The sequence below is a fragment of the Burkholderia pyrrocinia genome (genome assembly GCF_022809715.1).
In the GTDB taxonomy this organism is placed as follows: domain Bacteria; phylum Pseudomonadota; class Gammaproteobacteria; order Burkholderiales; family Burkholderiaceae; genus Burkholderia; species Burkholderia pyrrocinia_C.
On sequence record NZ_CP094460.1, the window covers coordinates 2,877,766 to 2,891,770 of the forward strand.

The 14,005-nt window shown below is 66.9% G+C and carries 15 protein-coding genes; 8 read left to right on the plus strand and 7 right to left on the minus strand.

The features are described from left to right. The first annotated feature begins 261 nt into the window (after window positions 1-261). The 3 genes from MRS60_RS29810 (at window position 262) to MRS60_RS29820 (ending at window position 2,549) form a co-directional block, all read left to right on the plus strand. The gene (locus tag MRS60_RS29810) at window positions 262-507 is read left to right on the plus strand and encodes a DUF3717 domain-containing protein (protein ID WP_034182147.1); all 246 of its coding nucleotides are present in this window, start codon (window positions 262-264) and stop codon (window positions 505-507) included. Window positions 508-691: 184 nt separating this feature from the next. After that, on the plus strand, window positions 692-1,609 hold the full coding sequence (locus MRS60_RS29815) for a LysR family transcriptional regulator (RefSeq protein WP_034182148.1): 918 nt from the start codon (window positions 692-694) through the stop codon (window positions 1,607-1,609). Window positions 1,610-1,718: 109 nt separating this feature from the next. Further along, window positions 1,719-2,549 (plus strand): alpha/beta fold hydrolase, encoded by an 831-nt coding sequence (locus MRS60_RS29820; RefSeq protein ID WP_217588949.1) that lies wholly within the window; start codon window positions 1,719-1,721, stop codon window positions 2,547-2,549. Between the two features lie 37 nt (window positions 2,550-2,586). On the opposite strand, the gene MRS60_RS29825 is transcribed toward MRS60_RS29820, so the two are convergent. From MRS60_RS29825 to MRS60_RS29835, 3 genes are all read right to left on the minus strand, one after another. Beyond that, on the minus strand, window positions 2,587-2,937 hold the full coding sequence (locus MRS60_RS29825) for a hypothetical protein (protein WP_034182150.1): 351 nt from the start codon (window positions 2,935-2,937) through the stop codon (window positions 2,587-2,589). A gap of 179 nt (window positions 2,938-3,116) precedes the next feature. Continuing rightward, window positions 3,117-4,709: an intermembrane transport protein PqiB gene (locus tag MRS60_RS29830; RefSeq protein WP_243566176.1), complete on the minus strand. Its 1,593-nt coding sequence runs from the start codon at window positions 4,707-4,709 to the stop codon at window positions 3,117-3,119. A 34-nt stretch (window positions 4,710-4,743) separates the two neighbouring features. Further along, window positions 4,744-5,406: a DUF3313 domain-containing protein gene (locus MRS60_RS29835; RefSeq protein WP_131945649.1), complete on the minus strand. Its 663-nt coding sequence runs from the start codon at window positions 5,404-5,406 to the stop codon at window positions 4,744-4,746. A gap of 390 nt (window positions 5,407-5,796) precedes the next feature. Between MRS60_RS29835 and MRS60_RS29840 the strand changes: the two genes are divergently transcribed. Further along, window positions 5,797-6,411 (plus strand): TetR family transcriptional regulator, encoded by a 615-nt coding sequence (locus MRS60_RS29840; RefSeq protein WP_034182152.1) that lies wholly within the window; start codon window positions 5,797-5,799, stop codon window positions 6,409-6,411. A 139-nt stretch (window positions 6,412-6,550) separates the two neighbouring features. Here MRS60_RS29840 and MRS60_RS29845 read toward each other — a convergent pair whose 3' ends face one another. Further along, a complete protein-coding gene (locus MRS60_RS29845; RefSeq protein ID WP_243566177.1) occupies window positions 6,551-7,171 on the minus strand; it encodes a TetR/AcrR family transcriptional regulator in 621 nt (206 codons plus the stop codon). Window positions 7,172-7,266: 95 nt separating this feature from the next. Here MRS60_RS29845 and MRS60_RS29850 point away from each other — a divergent pair, with 95 nt between their 5' ends. Continuing rightward, window positions 7,267-8,508 (plus strand): glycosyltransferase, encoded by a 1,242-nt coding sequence (locus MRS60_RS29850; RefSeq protein ID WP_243566178.1) that lies wholly within the window; start codon window positions 7,267-7,269, stop codon window positions 8,506-8,508. Between the two features lie 9 nt (window positions 8,509-8,517). On the opposite strand, the gene hutC is transcribed toward MRS60_RS29850, so the two are convergent. From hutC to MRS60_RS29865, 3 genes are all read right to left on the minus strand, one after another. Next, window positions 8,518-9,213, minus strand: a complete 696-nt coding sequence (hutC, locus tag MRS60_RS29855) for a histidine utilization repressor (RefSeq protein ID WP_011548284.1) — start codon at window positions 9,211-9,213, stop codon at window positions 8,518-8,520. 182 nt (window positions 9,214-9,395) lie between these two features. Further along, window positions 9,396-10,523, minus strand: coding sequence for a porin (locus tag MRS60_RS29860; protein ID WP_243566179.1), 1,128 nt, complete (start codon window positions 10,521-10,523; stop codon window positions 9,396-9,398). Between the two features lie 162 nt (window positions 10,524-10,685). Next, complete coding sequence (locus MRS60_RS29865; RefSeq protein WP_243566180.1) at window positions 10,686-11,000, minus strand: hypothetical protein; 315 nt, start codon at window positions 10,998-11,000, stop codon at window positions 10,686-10,688. 335 nt (window positions 11,001-11,335) lie between these two features. Between MRS60_RS29865 and kdpF the strand changes: the two genes are divergently transcribed. From kdpF to kdpC, 3 genes are all read left to right on the plus strand, one after another. Then, entirely contained in the window at window positions 11,336-11,416 is an 81-nt protein-coding gene (gene kdpF / locus MRS60_RS35245) for a K(+)-transporting ATPase subunit F (RefSeq protein WP_063835069.1), read from the plus strand. Window positions 11,417-11,554: 138 nt separating this feature from the next. Next, window positions 11,555-13,258, plus strand: a complete 1,704-nt coding sequence (kdpA, locus tag MRS60_RS29870) for a potassium-transporting ATPase subunit KdpA (RefSeq protein ID WP_105389658.1) — start codon at window positions 11,555-11,557, stop codon at window positions 13,256-13,258. Between the two features lie 10 nt (window positions 13,259-13,268). Then, window positions 13,269-13,979: a potassium-transporting ATPase subunit KdpC gene (kdpC, locus tag MRS60_RS29875; RefSeq protein WP_243566181.1), complete on the plus strand. Its 711-nt coding sequence runs from the start codon at window positions 13,269-13,271 to the stop codon at window positions 13,977-13,979. Window positions 13,980-14,005 lie beyond the last annotated feature (26 nt).

Consider the following 14,005-nt stretch of genomic DNA (forward strand, 5'->3'; position numbering starts at 1 on the left):
GCGCGTGCGGCAGGCGGCCGCGCGACGTGCGATGAAACGGGAAGCCTTGCGCTTCCCGTTTTTTTTGCCCGGCTTTTGCCTGCACGGGGTCAAAGCCGGTTATATTGCCCGACCCTACCGGGCCACGGCCCGGCCGGCGCGACACGCGCAGCGCGGATCGGCATCCGGCGCGCATGGCGCGCGGCGGCCGGCGGCGCCCGGCGTTTTCATCGTTCCATCCGGGCCGGCACGGCCCGCGGAGCGCGCAACCCAGAGGAATCCATGAGCGCATCACCCGCCGAGCGGAAGGCCGGACCCGTTTCCATCGTGCGAATCGAAGCCGCGATCAACGCGTGGCGCGAAGTGTACCCGCCGGCACCGGACGGCGAGGACGGCTACGCGCTCGACGCCGGCAGCAATTGCCTCGCCGAGCTGTACGGCACGATGATCTGCTATCGGCTGCCGGACGTGCCGCTCGACTCGCTGAGTAACGAGCAGCGCGACGCGCTCTACGCGACCGAGGTGTGACGGGCGGTCGCGACGCTGCCGCGACACGGCCGGCGTCGATCGGGAAACGGGAAGCCTTCAGGCTTCCCGTTTTGCATTGGGCGGCGCGCGGCCGTGTGCGTGGCGGTTTGCGCCGCCTGCGGTATCGTGACGACATCGTCCGGCCGTGGTTTGACGTCGGGGCGCTGTCCGGGAGGCATCGAAAATGGAGTTGAGACACCTCCGCTACTTCGTCGCGGTTGCCGAGGAGCGGAATTTCACGCGTGCGGCGGAACGGCTGCATATCGCGCAGCCGCCGCTGAGCCGGCAGATCCAGCAGCTCGAGGAGGCGCTCGGCGTGCCGCTGTTCGAGCGCAATGCACGGCCGCTGAAGCTGACCGACGCGGGGCGCTTCTTCTATTCGCACGCGGTGCAGCTGCTCGCGCAGACGGCCGAGCTCGAATCGATGACGAAGCGGGTCGGCAAGATCGAGCGCAGCATGTCGGTCGGTTTCGTCGGCTCGACGCTGTACGGGATGCTGCCGAAGATCATCCGGCGCTTTCGCAGCGAGTATCCGGCCGTCGAGCTGAGCCTGCACGAGATGTCGACGATGGACCAGATCAAGGCGCTGAAGGAAGGGCGCATCGACGTCGGGTTCGGGCGCATCCGCCATGAAGATCCGAGCGTGCGGCGCGTCGTGCTGCGCGAAGAGCGGATGATCGTCGCGCTGCCGGTCGGCCACCCGCTCGACAGCGCGAAGCCCGTGCTGTCGCTGCACGATCTCGTGAACGACACGCTGATCATCTTCCCGAAGGCGCCGCGCCCGAGCTATGCGGACCAGGTGCTCGCGGCCTTTCACGATCGCGCGTTGCAGCCGCGGCGGATCTACGAGACGCGCGAACTGCAGATCGCGCTCGGCCTCGTCGCGATGGGCGAGGGCGTGTCGGTCGTGCCGCACAGCGTGTACGGGCTGAAGCGCGACGACATCAGCTACAAGCCGCTCGACGATCCGAACCTCGTGTCGCCGATCATCATGAGCATGCGGATGCTCGACGAATCGGAGGACATCCGCGCGATGCAGGCGCTGATCTACCGGTTGTACGACGAAGCGCAGATGGAGTATCTGCCGCCGCAGCCCGAATGAGCGCGCGGGCGGTGGGGGCTTGCTTGACGCTGCGCGCGCGGGCAGGCCAACATGCGGGGATCCGATGGGGCCGCCGACGTGCGGCCGCTTTTATGCAGACGACCGACACATGACCGATAGCCTGATCGAGGAGACAATCGTCGAGACGCCGCAAGGGCGTCTTTTCGCGAAACGCTGGCGCGCTCGTCCGGTGCAAGATGAGACGGGCACGGCCGTGGCGGCCGCGCCTAAGCCGGCCGCGCCCATCGTGCTGCTGCACGATTCGCTCGGCTGCGTCGACCTGTGGCGCGACTTTCCCGCGCAGCTCGCGAACGCCACGCAACGCGACGTGATCGCATACGACCGCCTCGGTTTCGGCCGTTCGGATCGTCATCCGGGGAAGCTCGGCACGACGTTCGTGCGCGACGAGGCCGATCGATCGTTCGATGCAGTGCTCGAGCAACTGCGTGTCGACGCGTTCGTCGCGTTCGGGCACAGCGTCGGCGGCGGAATGGCGGTCGGCTGCGCCGCCGCGCATCCGGGGCGTTGCCGCGCACTCGTGACGGTCGCCGCGCAGGCGTTCGTCGAGGATCGCACGCTGGCCGGCATTCGCGACGCTGGGCTGCTGTTCGACGAACCGGGCCAGCTCGACCGGCTCGCGCGCTATCACGGCGACAAGGCCGAGTGGGTACTGCGCGCGTGGGTCGACACGTGGCTGTCGCCGGCGTTTCGCGACTGGAATCTCGACGACGACTTGCCGCGCGTGCAATGCGCGACGCTCGCGATTCACGGCGAAGACGACGAATACGGCTCCGACGTGCATCCGAAGCGGATCGCCGCGCGCGTCGCGGGGCCGTCGTCGTTCCTGTTGCTCGCCAAATGCGGGCACATGCCGCACCGCGAGCGCACGGACGACGTGCTGGCCGCGGTGGCGACGTTCCTGCGCAACGCGGACGCCTGAGTGTGCGGGCAACCGGCGGGCGTGTGCCCGCCGGCCGTCAGAACGCCAGCTGGATCGCGAGATCGATCGCGAGCAGCGCGATCGAGCAGCCGATGCCGAGGATCACGTTCGGCAGCCGATGCTCGAAGTCGCGATCGCGACGCATCGCGGCACCGAGCAGGAAGATCGCCTCGACGACGATCTGCAGCCCGACGAACAGCAGCATCAGCAGATACTCATAACCCATCTGCTTGAACGCGGCGAATTGCATCCCGTGATCGCGGATCCACTGGCCGACGCGCAGCAGTTCGTAAATGAACAGCAAGGCGGGAAACAGGTAGCTGATGAAATAGGTCGGCGCGGTGGCGTGCCGTAGTTCGAGGTGGAAGTGCTGATGCGTGGTAGCCATCACGAATCCCTCCTTGCAACGCAGGGTTGCGGTCGCGACGGCGGCGCGACAACGTGCGAATTACGGGATTACCCGATGCACCGTGCGCAGCCGTTCGACACCAGCATACTGCTGCGCGGCACATTTGGCATGCAGTGCGTGCATTCGTCGTGGAAAACCGTATGCGGTGCGCGACGCATTCAACGTGCGGCACTCGCCGGATGCGGCATGTCGGCCGGTTGCGTGGCGCCCGATGCATTCGGCAGCAACCACTCCGGATGCTGTTCCAGGTCCCCGGCCAATGCGCGCAGTGCGCTCGACGTGCGTGCGATTTGCGTCAGCGTACGGTGGACGTTCGATGTGTTCGCACCCTGTTGCGCGAGCATCGCCTGCGCGGCCGTGAACGCCTGTCGCGCGGTGCCGAGCGCATCGCGCGCATGCGGCGCGAGTTCGGTATCGAGTTGCGTGAACAGCGCATTGGTGCGCATGAGCGTTGCGTTCAGATCCGTGCCCATGCGGTCGAGCGGCAACCGGGAAAGTGTTCCGGCGATATCGGCAATGCGTACGCGCAGCACGTCGAGCGTGCCGGGCACGGTTGGCAACACGATCGGCATGCGATCCGTATCGACCGAGGCGGGCGGCGCGTGCGGAAACATGTCGAGCGCGACATACGAGCGGTTCGCGACCGGATTGCCGACGCGCAACTGGCCGCGCAAACCGCGCGCGACGAGCGTGCGCAGCAGCGCCTTGCCGGCATCGGTGTCGCCGTTGCCGAGCGCGCTGCGATAGCGCTGCCCGAGGCGATCGGGGTAAAGCGCGACCGTCACGCGCATCGTGACGCTGCCGCGTGCCGCGTCGTATTCGGTGCCGACGGCCGTCACGTTGCCGAGTTCGACGCCGCGAAAATCCACCGGCGCGCCGACATCGAGCCCGCGCAGCGAACGGTCGAAATGCATCACGACCGGCGCGGCCGGTGCATTCGGCGTGCGCATTGCGTCGATTTCGTCGTTGGCCACGCGAAAGCGCGCACCGTCCGGCGCCGCGACGTTCGCGGTGCGACCGGGCGGCGCGGCGAACGCGAGCGCGCCGGCGAGCAGCGCGGTGATCGACGGCGTGTCGAGCCTCATGCCGCCCGCATCGAGCCGCAGGCCGAGGCCGCCCGCCTGCCACCAGCGCGCATCGACGTCGACGTATCGATCGAATGGCGCGGCGACGAACACGTCGATCGATACGCTGCGTCCGTCGGCATCGAGCGTATAACCGGCGACCTGACCGACACGTGCGCGCCGATGATAGACCGGCGAACCGATGGCGACCGAGCCGAGCGACGTCGCGCGCAGCGTGTAGTGACGGCCGCCGCTTTCGTTGACGGGCGGCGCATCGAGCCCGGTGAACGTCGTGCGCGGTTCGCGCGAACTGCCGAGTGCGGCCGCGATATACGAACCGGACAGCACCGAATCGAGACCGGAGAGGCCGCCGGGCCCGATGCGCGGCCGCACGATCCAGAAGCGTGTGTCCGCAACCGCCAGCGCTTGAGCGTCGGTGTCCAGTCGCACATCGATCATCACGCCGGGCTGCCCGCGCAATACGCGAACGCGCGTGACGCGACCGATTTCGACATTGCGCAGCCGCAGCGTCGATCGGCCGGCTTCCAGCCCGTCGGCTGTCGCGAACGCAATTGAGATCGTCGGCCCGCGGCTGTCGACCGACGAGACGCCCCACGCGATACAGAACGCGGCGGCCGCGAGCGGCGCGACCCAGAAGATCGCCGCTCGCGGCCAGAGCGTGCGCACCCTCCTGAAACGCGCCAGGGTGCGCCGAAGGTCGTCAGTCGAATTGCGCGACGAGTGCATCGGCACCCTTGTCGATCCCGGTCTTTGCCGCGCTGAGCGCGCCGAAACTCGCGCCGATGTTCATCGCATTCGGATACTGCTTCGTCACGTACGCGCTGATCAGCCGGTTCGTCGATGCATCGCGGATCTCCACCGCGTAGATGACCGAGCCCGTGAATGCGCCTTCGCGGCCGCGGATTGCCTGCACGCCGTTGTACACGTTGCCCGCGAGATCGAAATGCGCGAATGCGCCGGCAAATGTCGTCGTCGTCACGGCGCCTGTCAGCGTCAGCTTTACGCGCAGCGTGTCGGGGCCCGGCGTGCTCGTCAACTCGAAGCGCTTGCCGAGCTTCTTCGCGAACGTGTCGCCCATGTATGTCGCGAGTGTCGACTTGTCCTGGTCGTTCAGGTTGCCGAACTGATGGTCGGTGCCGCGATAGACGGCCACCGGGTCGAGAATCAGCTTCCGGTACTTGTGCCAGTCCGCCGGCAGCGCGTAGCGATAGGGCACGCGCCCGGACTTGTCCTGCGGATCGCTGCGCAGGTAGGGCGACGATTCGATGCCGCTGTAGCGGGCGGGCTGGACGCCGGCACATCCGGCGAGCGCGACGCATAGCGCGGCGTTGAGCAGGTGGCTGGGCTTGATCGATCGGTTCATTTGATGCTCCGGGTCGGGGTTCGCGCCGGTAGAGCCGGTGCGAAGGGTGGTGCAACAGGGCGGCATCGCCGCTCGGGGTTCTGGAAAAAAGCCAACCAGACGGTTTGTTTTTGACGCGCAATCACCGCATGAATCGACGGAGCGGCAGACCGGCCGGCAGCGTTTATCGGCCGGACAGCCGTGCCACAGGCGACATTCGCGCCGCGCCATGCGGTGCGCGACGCGGCCCGTCATCCGGCCGGGGCCGATGCGGGAGCCGATCGTAGCACCGCCATTTCCGGATGTAAACCGACCAGGCGGTTTGTTTGTGATAGACTCCGCGCACTTCCTTCATACGATCGTGCCGGTCCGGTGCGGCCGTGTTGCATCACTTCATACCGGGGAAAGTTCATGGATAACCCGACGCGTTCCGAGCGAACGCGCACTGCCGCGATCCAGGCGGCGCTCGCGATCCTCGAGCGCGACGGCCCGGGCAAGCTCACGTTCGATGCGATCTCGCGCGAAAGCGGCATCAGCAAGGGCGGGCTGATGCATCAGTTCCGCACGAAAGGCGATGTGCTGAATGCGCTGATGGAACATCAGCAGGACTACTATCAACGATTCCAGCGCGACTATCTGGCCGCGCGCGATCCGCGCGAAGCGCAGCCGACGCTGTCCGCGCAGATCGCGACGATGCGCGAAGTGATCGACCAGCAGCCGTCGGCCGCGCTCGCGATCATGGCGGCGCTGGTCGAGGATCCCGCGCCGCTGCAGCAGGTTCGGGATACCGACGGCGAGAACGCGAAGCGCATCGCGGCCGAATCCGACGATCCCGATCTTGCGCTGCTGCGATGGAAAGCGGCCTGGGGGCTCGCGCTATCGGCGATGTTCGGGCTGTGCCCGCTGTCGGCCGACGAGCGCGCGCGGCTGTTCGACCGGCTGCTCGACGAGACGCAATGGCCGTCGGGCGGCGGTAATGCCGCGAAGCGCGGTGCGCCGGCGGCGAAAGCGTCGCGGAAGAAATGAAGCGCGCGTTCGTCGCATGCGGTGCGGCGGTCGCCCGTTTCGGGCGCTCGCTGCTCGCGGTCGTGCTCGGGCGATTGTGAGCCGCCGGTGAGTCGTGAGCCGGTGAGCTTGTGAGCGCCCGACCGGCGCCATGCACCGCTCAGCGTTGCGCTTGCGCGCCTTCAATAAACAATTTCGCGACCGACTGAAACTCCCGTTTCAGCGACAGCCCCGGCACCGTCAGCCAGCGCAGCATCGCCGCGAGATACAGGTGATGGAACCACGTCGCAAGCTGGTCGGCCCGCAGCGTCGCGTTCAGTTCGCCGGACTGCTGCCCCGCGGCGATCAGTTGCTGCCACACCAGTGCGATATCGCTGCCGTTCTCCCCGCCGTTTTCAGGTTCGACAGCACCGATGCTCAGGAAGCGGTGCCGCAGATACGCGAGCAGGTACACCGGATGCTGCTCGCACCATGCGGCCGACGCGTCGAGCACGCAGCCGATGCGCGACGCAAAGGTCTTGCGCCGCGCGACGTCGCGCTGCAGATGCGCGAGGTCACGCGCGAGCTCGCCTTCGAGCCAGTGCGCGAGCACGGCTTCCTTCGTCGGAAAGTGGTTGTATAGCGTGCGCTTCGCGACATCGGCCTGCGCGGCGATCTGTTCCATCGTGACGGCTTCGTAGCCGTGCGCATCGAACAGGCGCGCGCCGGTGGCGGCGAGATGCGCGAGCATCTGGATGCGCTTGCGCGCGCGGCGGCCCGGATCTTCGGTCGGAATCGGCATGATGGGGATCTGCTGAAAGTGCATGAATTGCATTAGTATACGACGTGCATTTTTTGAGATCCACCAGTTCCCGTCGATGGAACGAGGAGTCACGCATGAAGCTTGTCATCGCCACCTACGGCACCGAAGGCGATACGCGCCCGCTCGCGGCGCTCGGCCGCGCGCTGATGGATGCCGGCCACGATGTCCGGCTGCTGGCCGATGCCGCGACGCTCGGTTCGGCCGACGCGCTCGGCGTGCCGTCGGCGCCGTTGTCCGGCGATATCCGCCGCGCGATCGCACCGGACGGCGCGTTGTCGGACGCGGTGCGCGGGCGCGGCGGTTTCAACGACACGTCGAAGGCGCTCGCGGCGATCGCGAATGCGAACACGGCCGCATGGATGCGCGAAATCGCTGACGCATCGGCCGGTTGCGATGCGATCCTCGTGTCCGGGCTCGCGTCGTTCGTCGGGTTATCGGTCGCCGAATATCGCCGCGTGCCGGCGATCGGCACCGGCATGATCCCGATCACGCCGACCGCCGAATTCGCGTCGCCGTTCCTGCCGCCGGGCAAGCTGCCGCGCTGGCTGAACCGCGCGAGCCACCGGTTCGTCAATGCACTGCTGTGGCAGGCATTCAGGAAAGCGACGAATGCGGCGCGCGCAAGCGTATGCGGGCTGCCGCCGCGCAAGCGGGTGTGGACCGATCATCCGATGCTGTACGGCGTATCGCCGGCGCTGCTATTCGGCCCGGCCGACTGGCCGTCGCAGGTGCTTGCATGCGGGCAATGGCGTATCGATGCAAGTGCATGGGCGCCGTCGCCTGAACTTTCCACCTTTCTCGATTCGGGCGATTCGCCGGTGTACATCGGCTTCGGCAGCATGGCCGGCTTCGACCGCGCGGCGATGGCCGACGCGCTGGTGCGTGCGCTCGACGGCCGGCGCGCGCTGTTCTATCCGGGCTGGAGCGGCATCGATGCGTCGCTGCTGCCGGCGCACGTCCGCGTGATCGGCGACACGCCGCACGACTGGCTGTTCCCGCGCGTGTCGATGGCGATCCATCACGGCGGATCGGGCACCACGCATTCGGCCGCGCGGGCGGGCATTCCGTCGATCGTCGTGCCGTTCGCGGGCGATCAGTTCTTCTGGGCGAACCGGCTGCGGCGGCTCGGCGTCGCGGATGCGCCGGTCGCGGGGCGGCGCGTGGACGGTGCCGCGCTTGCGCGGGCTATCGCGTTTGCCGAGCGCGCCGACACGAAAGCGCGTGCAATGGAACTAGGCGAGCGCATCGCTCAAGAGGACGGCTTGAAGCTGGCGGTCGGCATGATCGAGCGATGGGCGCGCCCCGGCGCGCGGTGAGGTCGCGCGTCAGAAATGCCCGGTGAACCGGTAACGGCTGCCCGGGTGCCACAGATTGGCGACCGACGCGACCAACCCTTGCGACCACGTGCGCCGATGCAACAGCAGGCACGGTTCGCGGTCGTCCATCGTCAGATGGCGGCGCGTTTCGGCGTCGGGCATCGCGGCCTCGATCCGGTATTCGACGCGCTGCAACGGCGCGACGCGCGTCAGGTACTGGTTCGGCGTCGTCGTCGTGAAGTCCTGCAACGCGTATTCGGGCGCGCAGGCCGGATTGACCCAGCGCTCCTCGAGCTGCACGGGCGTGTCGTTCTCGAAATGCAACACGCGCGAATGGAAGATCGGGCTGCCGGTGTCGAGCTGCAGCTCGTCGGCGAGCTTCGCATCGGCGACGGCCGCGCCGACCTGCAGCACCTGCGCGCGATAGCCGTGGCCGCGCGCGGCGACTTCGTCGGAGATGCTGCGGATCGCGACGAGCGTCGATTCGTACTTCGGCGATGCGACATACGTGCCCGAGCCGCGCGTGCGCGTGAGCACCTGTTCGGCCGTCAGCTCGCGCAGCGCGCGGTTGACGGTCATCCGCGCGACGTTGAATTCGCGCGCGAGCTCGTTCTCCGACGGCACCTGGTCGCCTTCCGCCCACTCGCCGGCATGAATCCGCGCGAGGATGAAGTCCTTGATTTCCTGATAGATCGGTGTAGTCATGGGATCGCGATTCGAGAGTCGGCAGCGGCCCGCCGCCGAATGCCGATCCGGCGCGCGCCCGGCGCCGAGTGTACCGGTTTCGCGGGCGCGCGGGCCCGGATTCCCCGAATGATCCCTGTTCGGCCGGCGCGCGTCCATGCGGGATTGCACAGGGCGGCCGGCCTTCGATGGCCTGTGCGCGGTCAGAACCGATGCCGGATGCCGACCGTTGCGACCACCTGCGTATTCGTCGACGAAGCCGCGAGCCCGGTGACGTTCGCGAACCCGAGCGGCGCGCCCGACGGCACGCCGAACTGGTGCTGGTACACGGTTTCCGCATACACGTCGGTGCGCTTGCTCAGCGCGTAGTCGGCCATCAGCGTTACCTGGTGCCATTTCGGCCGGTGGCTGCCGGTCGCGTCGTCGTAGCGGCCTTCGGTGAACGTATAGGCGCCCGCGAACGAGACCGCCGGCGTCAGCGCATAGCGCGCGTTGATCTCGTAGTTGTCGAAGCGCAGCGCGTTCAGCGCGCCGGGCAGCGACGACGCGGCCGTTTCGTCGAACATCGAATGCGTCCACAGTGCACCGACCGTCAGCCGGTCGAACGCATAGCTGCCGCCGGCGCCCACCACGCGCTGGCGCACGGCGGGGAAGTTCGGCGCATCGTTCGTCGACAGCGCACCGCCGGCCGTCAGCCCGCCGCGGTTGAGCTGCAGGTACGCCGCGCCGAGGCTGACCGGCCCGTTCGCATACGACACGCCCGCGCTGTACGCGCGGTTGTTCGCGAAGCCACCGGCCGCGTTGCTGAACCCGTACAGGCCGCCGAACTGCCAGCCGGCGAGCGTCGGGCTCGTGTATTTCACCGCGTTGTCGATGTAGAACGAATCGTCGATGTTGTCATTGTCGAACGGATGCGACGCGAGGTTGTTGCCGTCGCCGTTGTTCGCCATTGCCAGCGGGCCGAGATAGTCGACCACGGAGTCGTATTGCCGGCCGAGCGTCAGCGCGCCGTATTGGTCGCTTTGCAGGCCGACGTACGCACGGCGGCCGAACATCGTGTTCCGGTAGGACTGCGTGCCGTTGTTCAGGTTGAAGCCGTTCTCGAGGCGGAACAGCGCATGCAGGCCGCCGCCGAGATCCTCGTTGCCGCTCAGCCCGAAGACCGTATTCGACAGCAGGCCGCTGCCTTGCTGCCACACGCTTTTGCCCGACTGGTTGTTCGTATAGGCGATACCGGCATCCAGCATCCCGTAGAGCGTGACGCTGCTTTGCGCATGCGCGGCGGCGCCGAAGAACGCGAGGGAGAGGGTACCGACGACTGCTTTTTTCATTGTTTGTGCTTCCTGGGAAAGGCCCGTAACGACGGGAACGACGATCCGTCGCGCGCGCCGGCGCGAACGCGTTCGGTTCGTGAAGAACCGCGCCCGTTCGTGCCGGATGCGTGCGTTCGAATCGATGAAAGGGAGGCGTCGCGCGGCCGAAACGGCTGCCGGCTAGTGCTGCAACAGGCGGATCGTGCCGAACTCGGCGGCCGGCAGCAGGCGGAGGATCGCCATGATCGCCGGCGATGCCTGCGACCGCGCGACTTCGAGCTCGATGCACGCGCGCCCGGTGCGTTTGTCGAGCGCGGCCGTATAGAAATTGAGCGCGGCGCCGACAGCCTGATGCAGCAGGCGCCGCACGACGGCGAGATTGTCCGATTCGACGCGGATCGACAGCAGCACGAGGTCGTCCGCGGGGCACCGGCGCCGCGCACGAACCGGCGGCAGATCGCGTGAGGCGGCGGATTCGGTTCTGGTCGGTTTCATGCGTTCATCCCCGGGTCGCATCGTGCTCCGCACCGCGGAGATCTCGTGTGGACATGGCTCTCATTCTAGGAATCGCCGTGACGATACGGTGTATAGACTCGCACCGCCGCTGAAAAGAACGCATAAAAACACTCCGCCAGCCGGCTTTCGTCTTTACAGCTTTTTTATTCCCCGTAAGGAAATTGAACACCGCTTTGATACGCGGATTTCTACACTGTCGCATCCCATTCTCCAGATGAGCATGGGGGCGTCACTCGGGCCCGCGCCGACGCGGCAAGGCCCGATACGCAGACGATCGCGTGGATATTCCGCGCATACGAACAAAGGGGAAAGCCATGTTGTGGATCACCGGCGCGGTATCGATCGCGCTCTTTATCTATCTGTTTCATGCATTGATCAAGCCCGAGCGGTATTGATCGGCACGATTCAACAGGAATTCGAAAATATCGGTGAATGTCATGAGCGATCTGCTTTTCGTACTGTTCACGCTTGCGTTCTTCGCATTGACGGCCGGTTTCATCACCGGTCTCGACCGGATCTGAGCGAGTGTCGACATGTTCAACAATCTGATTCAATTCGCGATCGTTCTCGCGATCATGCTGGCGCTGGTGCCCGTCGTCGGGAAATGGCTGGCGCACGCCTTTACGAGCCCGCGCCACGCGTGGGTCGAACGCCGCACCTATGCGCTGCTCGGCGTGAATCCCGACGAAGCGATGTCGTGGCAGCGCTACGGGATGGTGCTGCTGCTCGGCAATGCCGCGATGATGCTGCTCGGCTATCTGCTGCTGCGCATCCAGGACGCGCTGCCGTTCGATGCGCTGCAGCGCGCCGCGCAAAGCCCCGACCTCGCATTCAACACGGCCGCGTCGTTCATCACGAACACGAACTGGCAGGCGTATGCGGGCGAGAGCAGCCTGTCGAACTTCTCGCAGATGGCCGTCATCACGTTCCTGATGATGGTCAGCGCCGCGACCGGCATCGCGGCCGCGGGCGGCTTCATTCGCGGGCTGAGCCGCAAGAGCGCGGCCGACATCGGCAACTACTGGGTCGATTTCACGCGCGTGACCTACCGCGTGCTGCTGCCGCTCAGCTTCGTGATGGCGCTCGTGTACGTGTGGCAGGGCATGCCGCAGACGCTCGCGTCCGACGCGTGGGCGACCACGCTCGAAGGTGCGCGCCAGCAGATCGTGATGGGGCCGGTTGCGAGCCTCGAATCGATCAAGCACATCGGCACGAACGGCGGCGGCTTCTTCAGCATGAACGCCGCGCATCCGTTCGAGAACCCGACGCCGCTCACCAACACGCTGCATATGCTGTCGATGCTGCTGATTCCGTCCGCGCTGACCTATACGCTCGGCACGATGATCGGCCGGCGCCGCCAGGGCTGGGTGATCCTCGGCGCGTTCGTCGTGATGTTCGTCGGCTTCCTCGCCGTGATCTACCAGGCCGAGCAGCACGGCAATCCGCTGCTGACCGGGCTCGGCGTCGACCAGCAGATGAGCGCCGTGCAGCCGGGCGGCAACATGGAAGGCAAGGAGATGCGCTTCGGCATCGCGCAGACGAGCCTGTTCGCGACCGTCACGACGGCCGCGACCACCGGCTCGGTCGACGCAATGCACGACTCGTTGACGCCGCTCGGCGGGCTCGTGCCGATCGCGCAGATGATGCTGAACAACGTGTTCGGCGGCGACGGTGTCGGGTTGATCAACCTGTTCACGTTCGCAATCCTCACGGTGTTCCTCGTCGGGATGATGATCGGCCGCACGCCGGAGTTTCTCGGCAAGAAGATCGAGGCGCGCGAGATGAAGCTCGTGATGCTCGCGGTGCTCGCACATCCGTTCAGCATCCTCGGCTTCACCGCGCTGGCCGCGATGTTGCCTGCGACGATGAACAGCCTCGCGAACCTCGGGCCGCACGGTTTCAGCGAAGTGCTGTACGCGTACACGTCAGGCACGGCGAACAACGGCTCCGCGTTCGCGGGCCTGAACGCGAACACGCCGTTCTTCAATACGACGATCGGTTTCGCGATGCTGATCGGCCGCTACCTGACGCTGCTGCCGATGCTCGCGGTCGCGGGCAGCCTCGCCGCGAAGAAGAGCGTGCCCGAAAGCGCCGGCACGCTGTCGACGTCGACCGGCCTGTTCGCCGGCCTGCTGATCTTCGTGATCCTCGTCGTCGGCGGTCTCACGTTCCTGCCCGCGCTCGCGCTCGGCCCGGTCGTCGAGCACCTGCTGATGTCGGGCGGCCAACTGTTCTGAGGGAAACATCATGATGCAACGCAATCGCCAGGCAGCGGCCGTCGCCGCGCCGGCACCCGGTTCTTCGTTCGGCGCGGCGACGCGCGGCCTCGTGCGGCCCGTGATCGCATCGTCGGTGCTGTTCATGCTCGTCACCGGCATCGCGTATCCGCTGCTGACCACGGGCGTCGCGAACGTGCTGTTCCCGGCGCAGGCGCGCGGCAGTCTCGTCCAGCGTGACGGCACGACGATCGGCTCCGCGGTGATCGGACAGGACTTCACGCGCGCCGGCTACTTCCATGCGCGGCCGAGCGCGACGGTCGGCACCGATCCGGCCGATCCGTCGAAGACGGTCGACCAGCCGTACAACGCGGCCGGCAGCGGCGCGAGCAACCAGGGCGCAACCAGCAAGAAGCTGCTCGCGGATATTGAGCAGCGTGTGCGTGCGTACCGGCAGCAGAACGCGCTCGCCGACGGCACGCCGGTGCCGGTGGACGCCGTCACCGCGTCCGCGTCGGGGCTCGATCCGGAGATCTCGGTCGCGAACGCGCGGCTGCAGGCGGCGCGGGTCGCCCATGCGCGCGGCATCGATGCCGCGAAGGTCACGGCGCTGGTCGATCGCATCGCCGCACCGCGCCAGCTCGGCGTGCTCGGCGAACCGCGCGTGCGCGTGCTCGACCTGAACCTCGCGCTCGACCATGCATTCGGCCACGCAGCCGGCGCGCAGAAAGAGCAGGAATAACGGAGTCACTCATGTCCCATATCGAA

What these genes read in the sequence shown, in the direction of transcription:
- MRS60_RS29810 (WP_034182147.1), top strand. Translation starts at nt 262, where the DNA reads ATGAGCGCATCACCCGCCGAGCGGAAGGCCGGACCCGTTTCCATCGTG.
- MRS60_RS29815 (WP_034182148.1), top strand. Translation starts at nt 692, where the DNA reads ATGGAGTTGAGACACCTCCGCTACTTCGTCGCGGTTGCCGAGGAGCGG.
- MRS60_RS29820 (WP_217588949.1), top strand. Translation starts at nt 1,719, where the DNA reads ATGACCGATAGCCTGATCGAGGAGACAATCGTCGAGACGCCGCAAGGG.
- MRS60_RS29825 (WP_034182150.1), bottom strand. Translation starts at nt 2,937, where the DNA reads ATGGCTACCACGCATCAGCACTTCCACCTCGAACTACGGCACGCCACC.
- MRS60_RS29835 (WP_131945649.1), bottom strand. Translation starts at nt 5,406, where the DNA reads ATGAACCGATCGATCAAGCCCAGCCACCTGCTCAACGCCGCGCTATGC.
- MRS60_RS29840 (WP_034182152.1), top strand. Translation starts at nt 5,797, where the DNA reads ATGGATAACCCGACGCGTTCCGAGCGAACGCGCACTGCCGCGATCCAG.
- MRS60_RS29845 (WP_243566177.1), bottom strand. Translation starts at nt 7,171, where the DNA reads ATGCCGATTCCGACCGAAGATCCGGGCCGCCGCGCGCGCAAGCGCATC.
- MRS60_RS29850 (WP_243566178.1), top strand. Translation starts at nt 7,267, where the DNA reads ATGAAGCTTGTCATCGCCACCTACGGCACCGAAGGCGATACGCGCCCG.
- hutC (WP_011548284.1), bottom strand. Translation starts at nt 9,213, where the DNA reads ATGACTACACCGATCTATCAGGAAATCAAGGACTTCATCCTCGCGCGG.
- MRS60_RS29860 (WP_243566179.1), bottom strand. Translation starts at nt 10,523, where the DNA reads ATGAAAAAAGCAGTCGTCGGTACCCTCTCCCTCGCGTTCTTCGGCGCC.
- MRS60_RS29865 (WP_243566180.1), bottom strand. Translation starts at nt 11,000, where the DNA reads ATGAAACCGACCAGAACCGAATCCGCCGCCTCACGCGATCTGCCGCCG.
- kdpF (WP_063835069.1), top strand. Translation starts at nt 11,336, where the DNA reads ATGTTGTGGATCACCGGCGCGGTATCGATCGCGCTCTTTATCTATCTG.
- kdpA (WP_105389658.1), top strand. Translation starts at nt 11,555, where the DNA reads ATGTTCAACAATCTGATTCAATTCGCGATCGTTCTCGCGATCATGCTG.
- kdpC (WP_243566181.1), top strand. Translation starts at nt 13,269, where the DNA reads ATGATGCAACGCAATCGCCAGGCAGCGGCCGTCGCCGCGCCGGCACCC.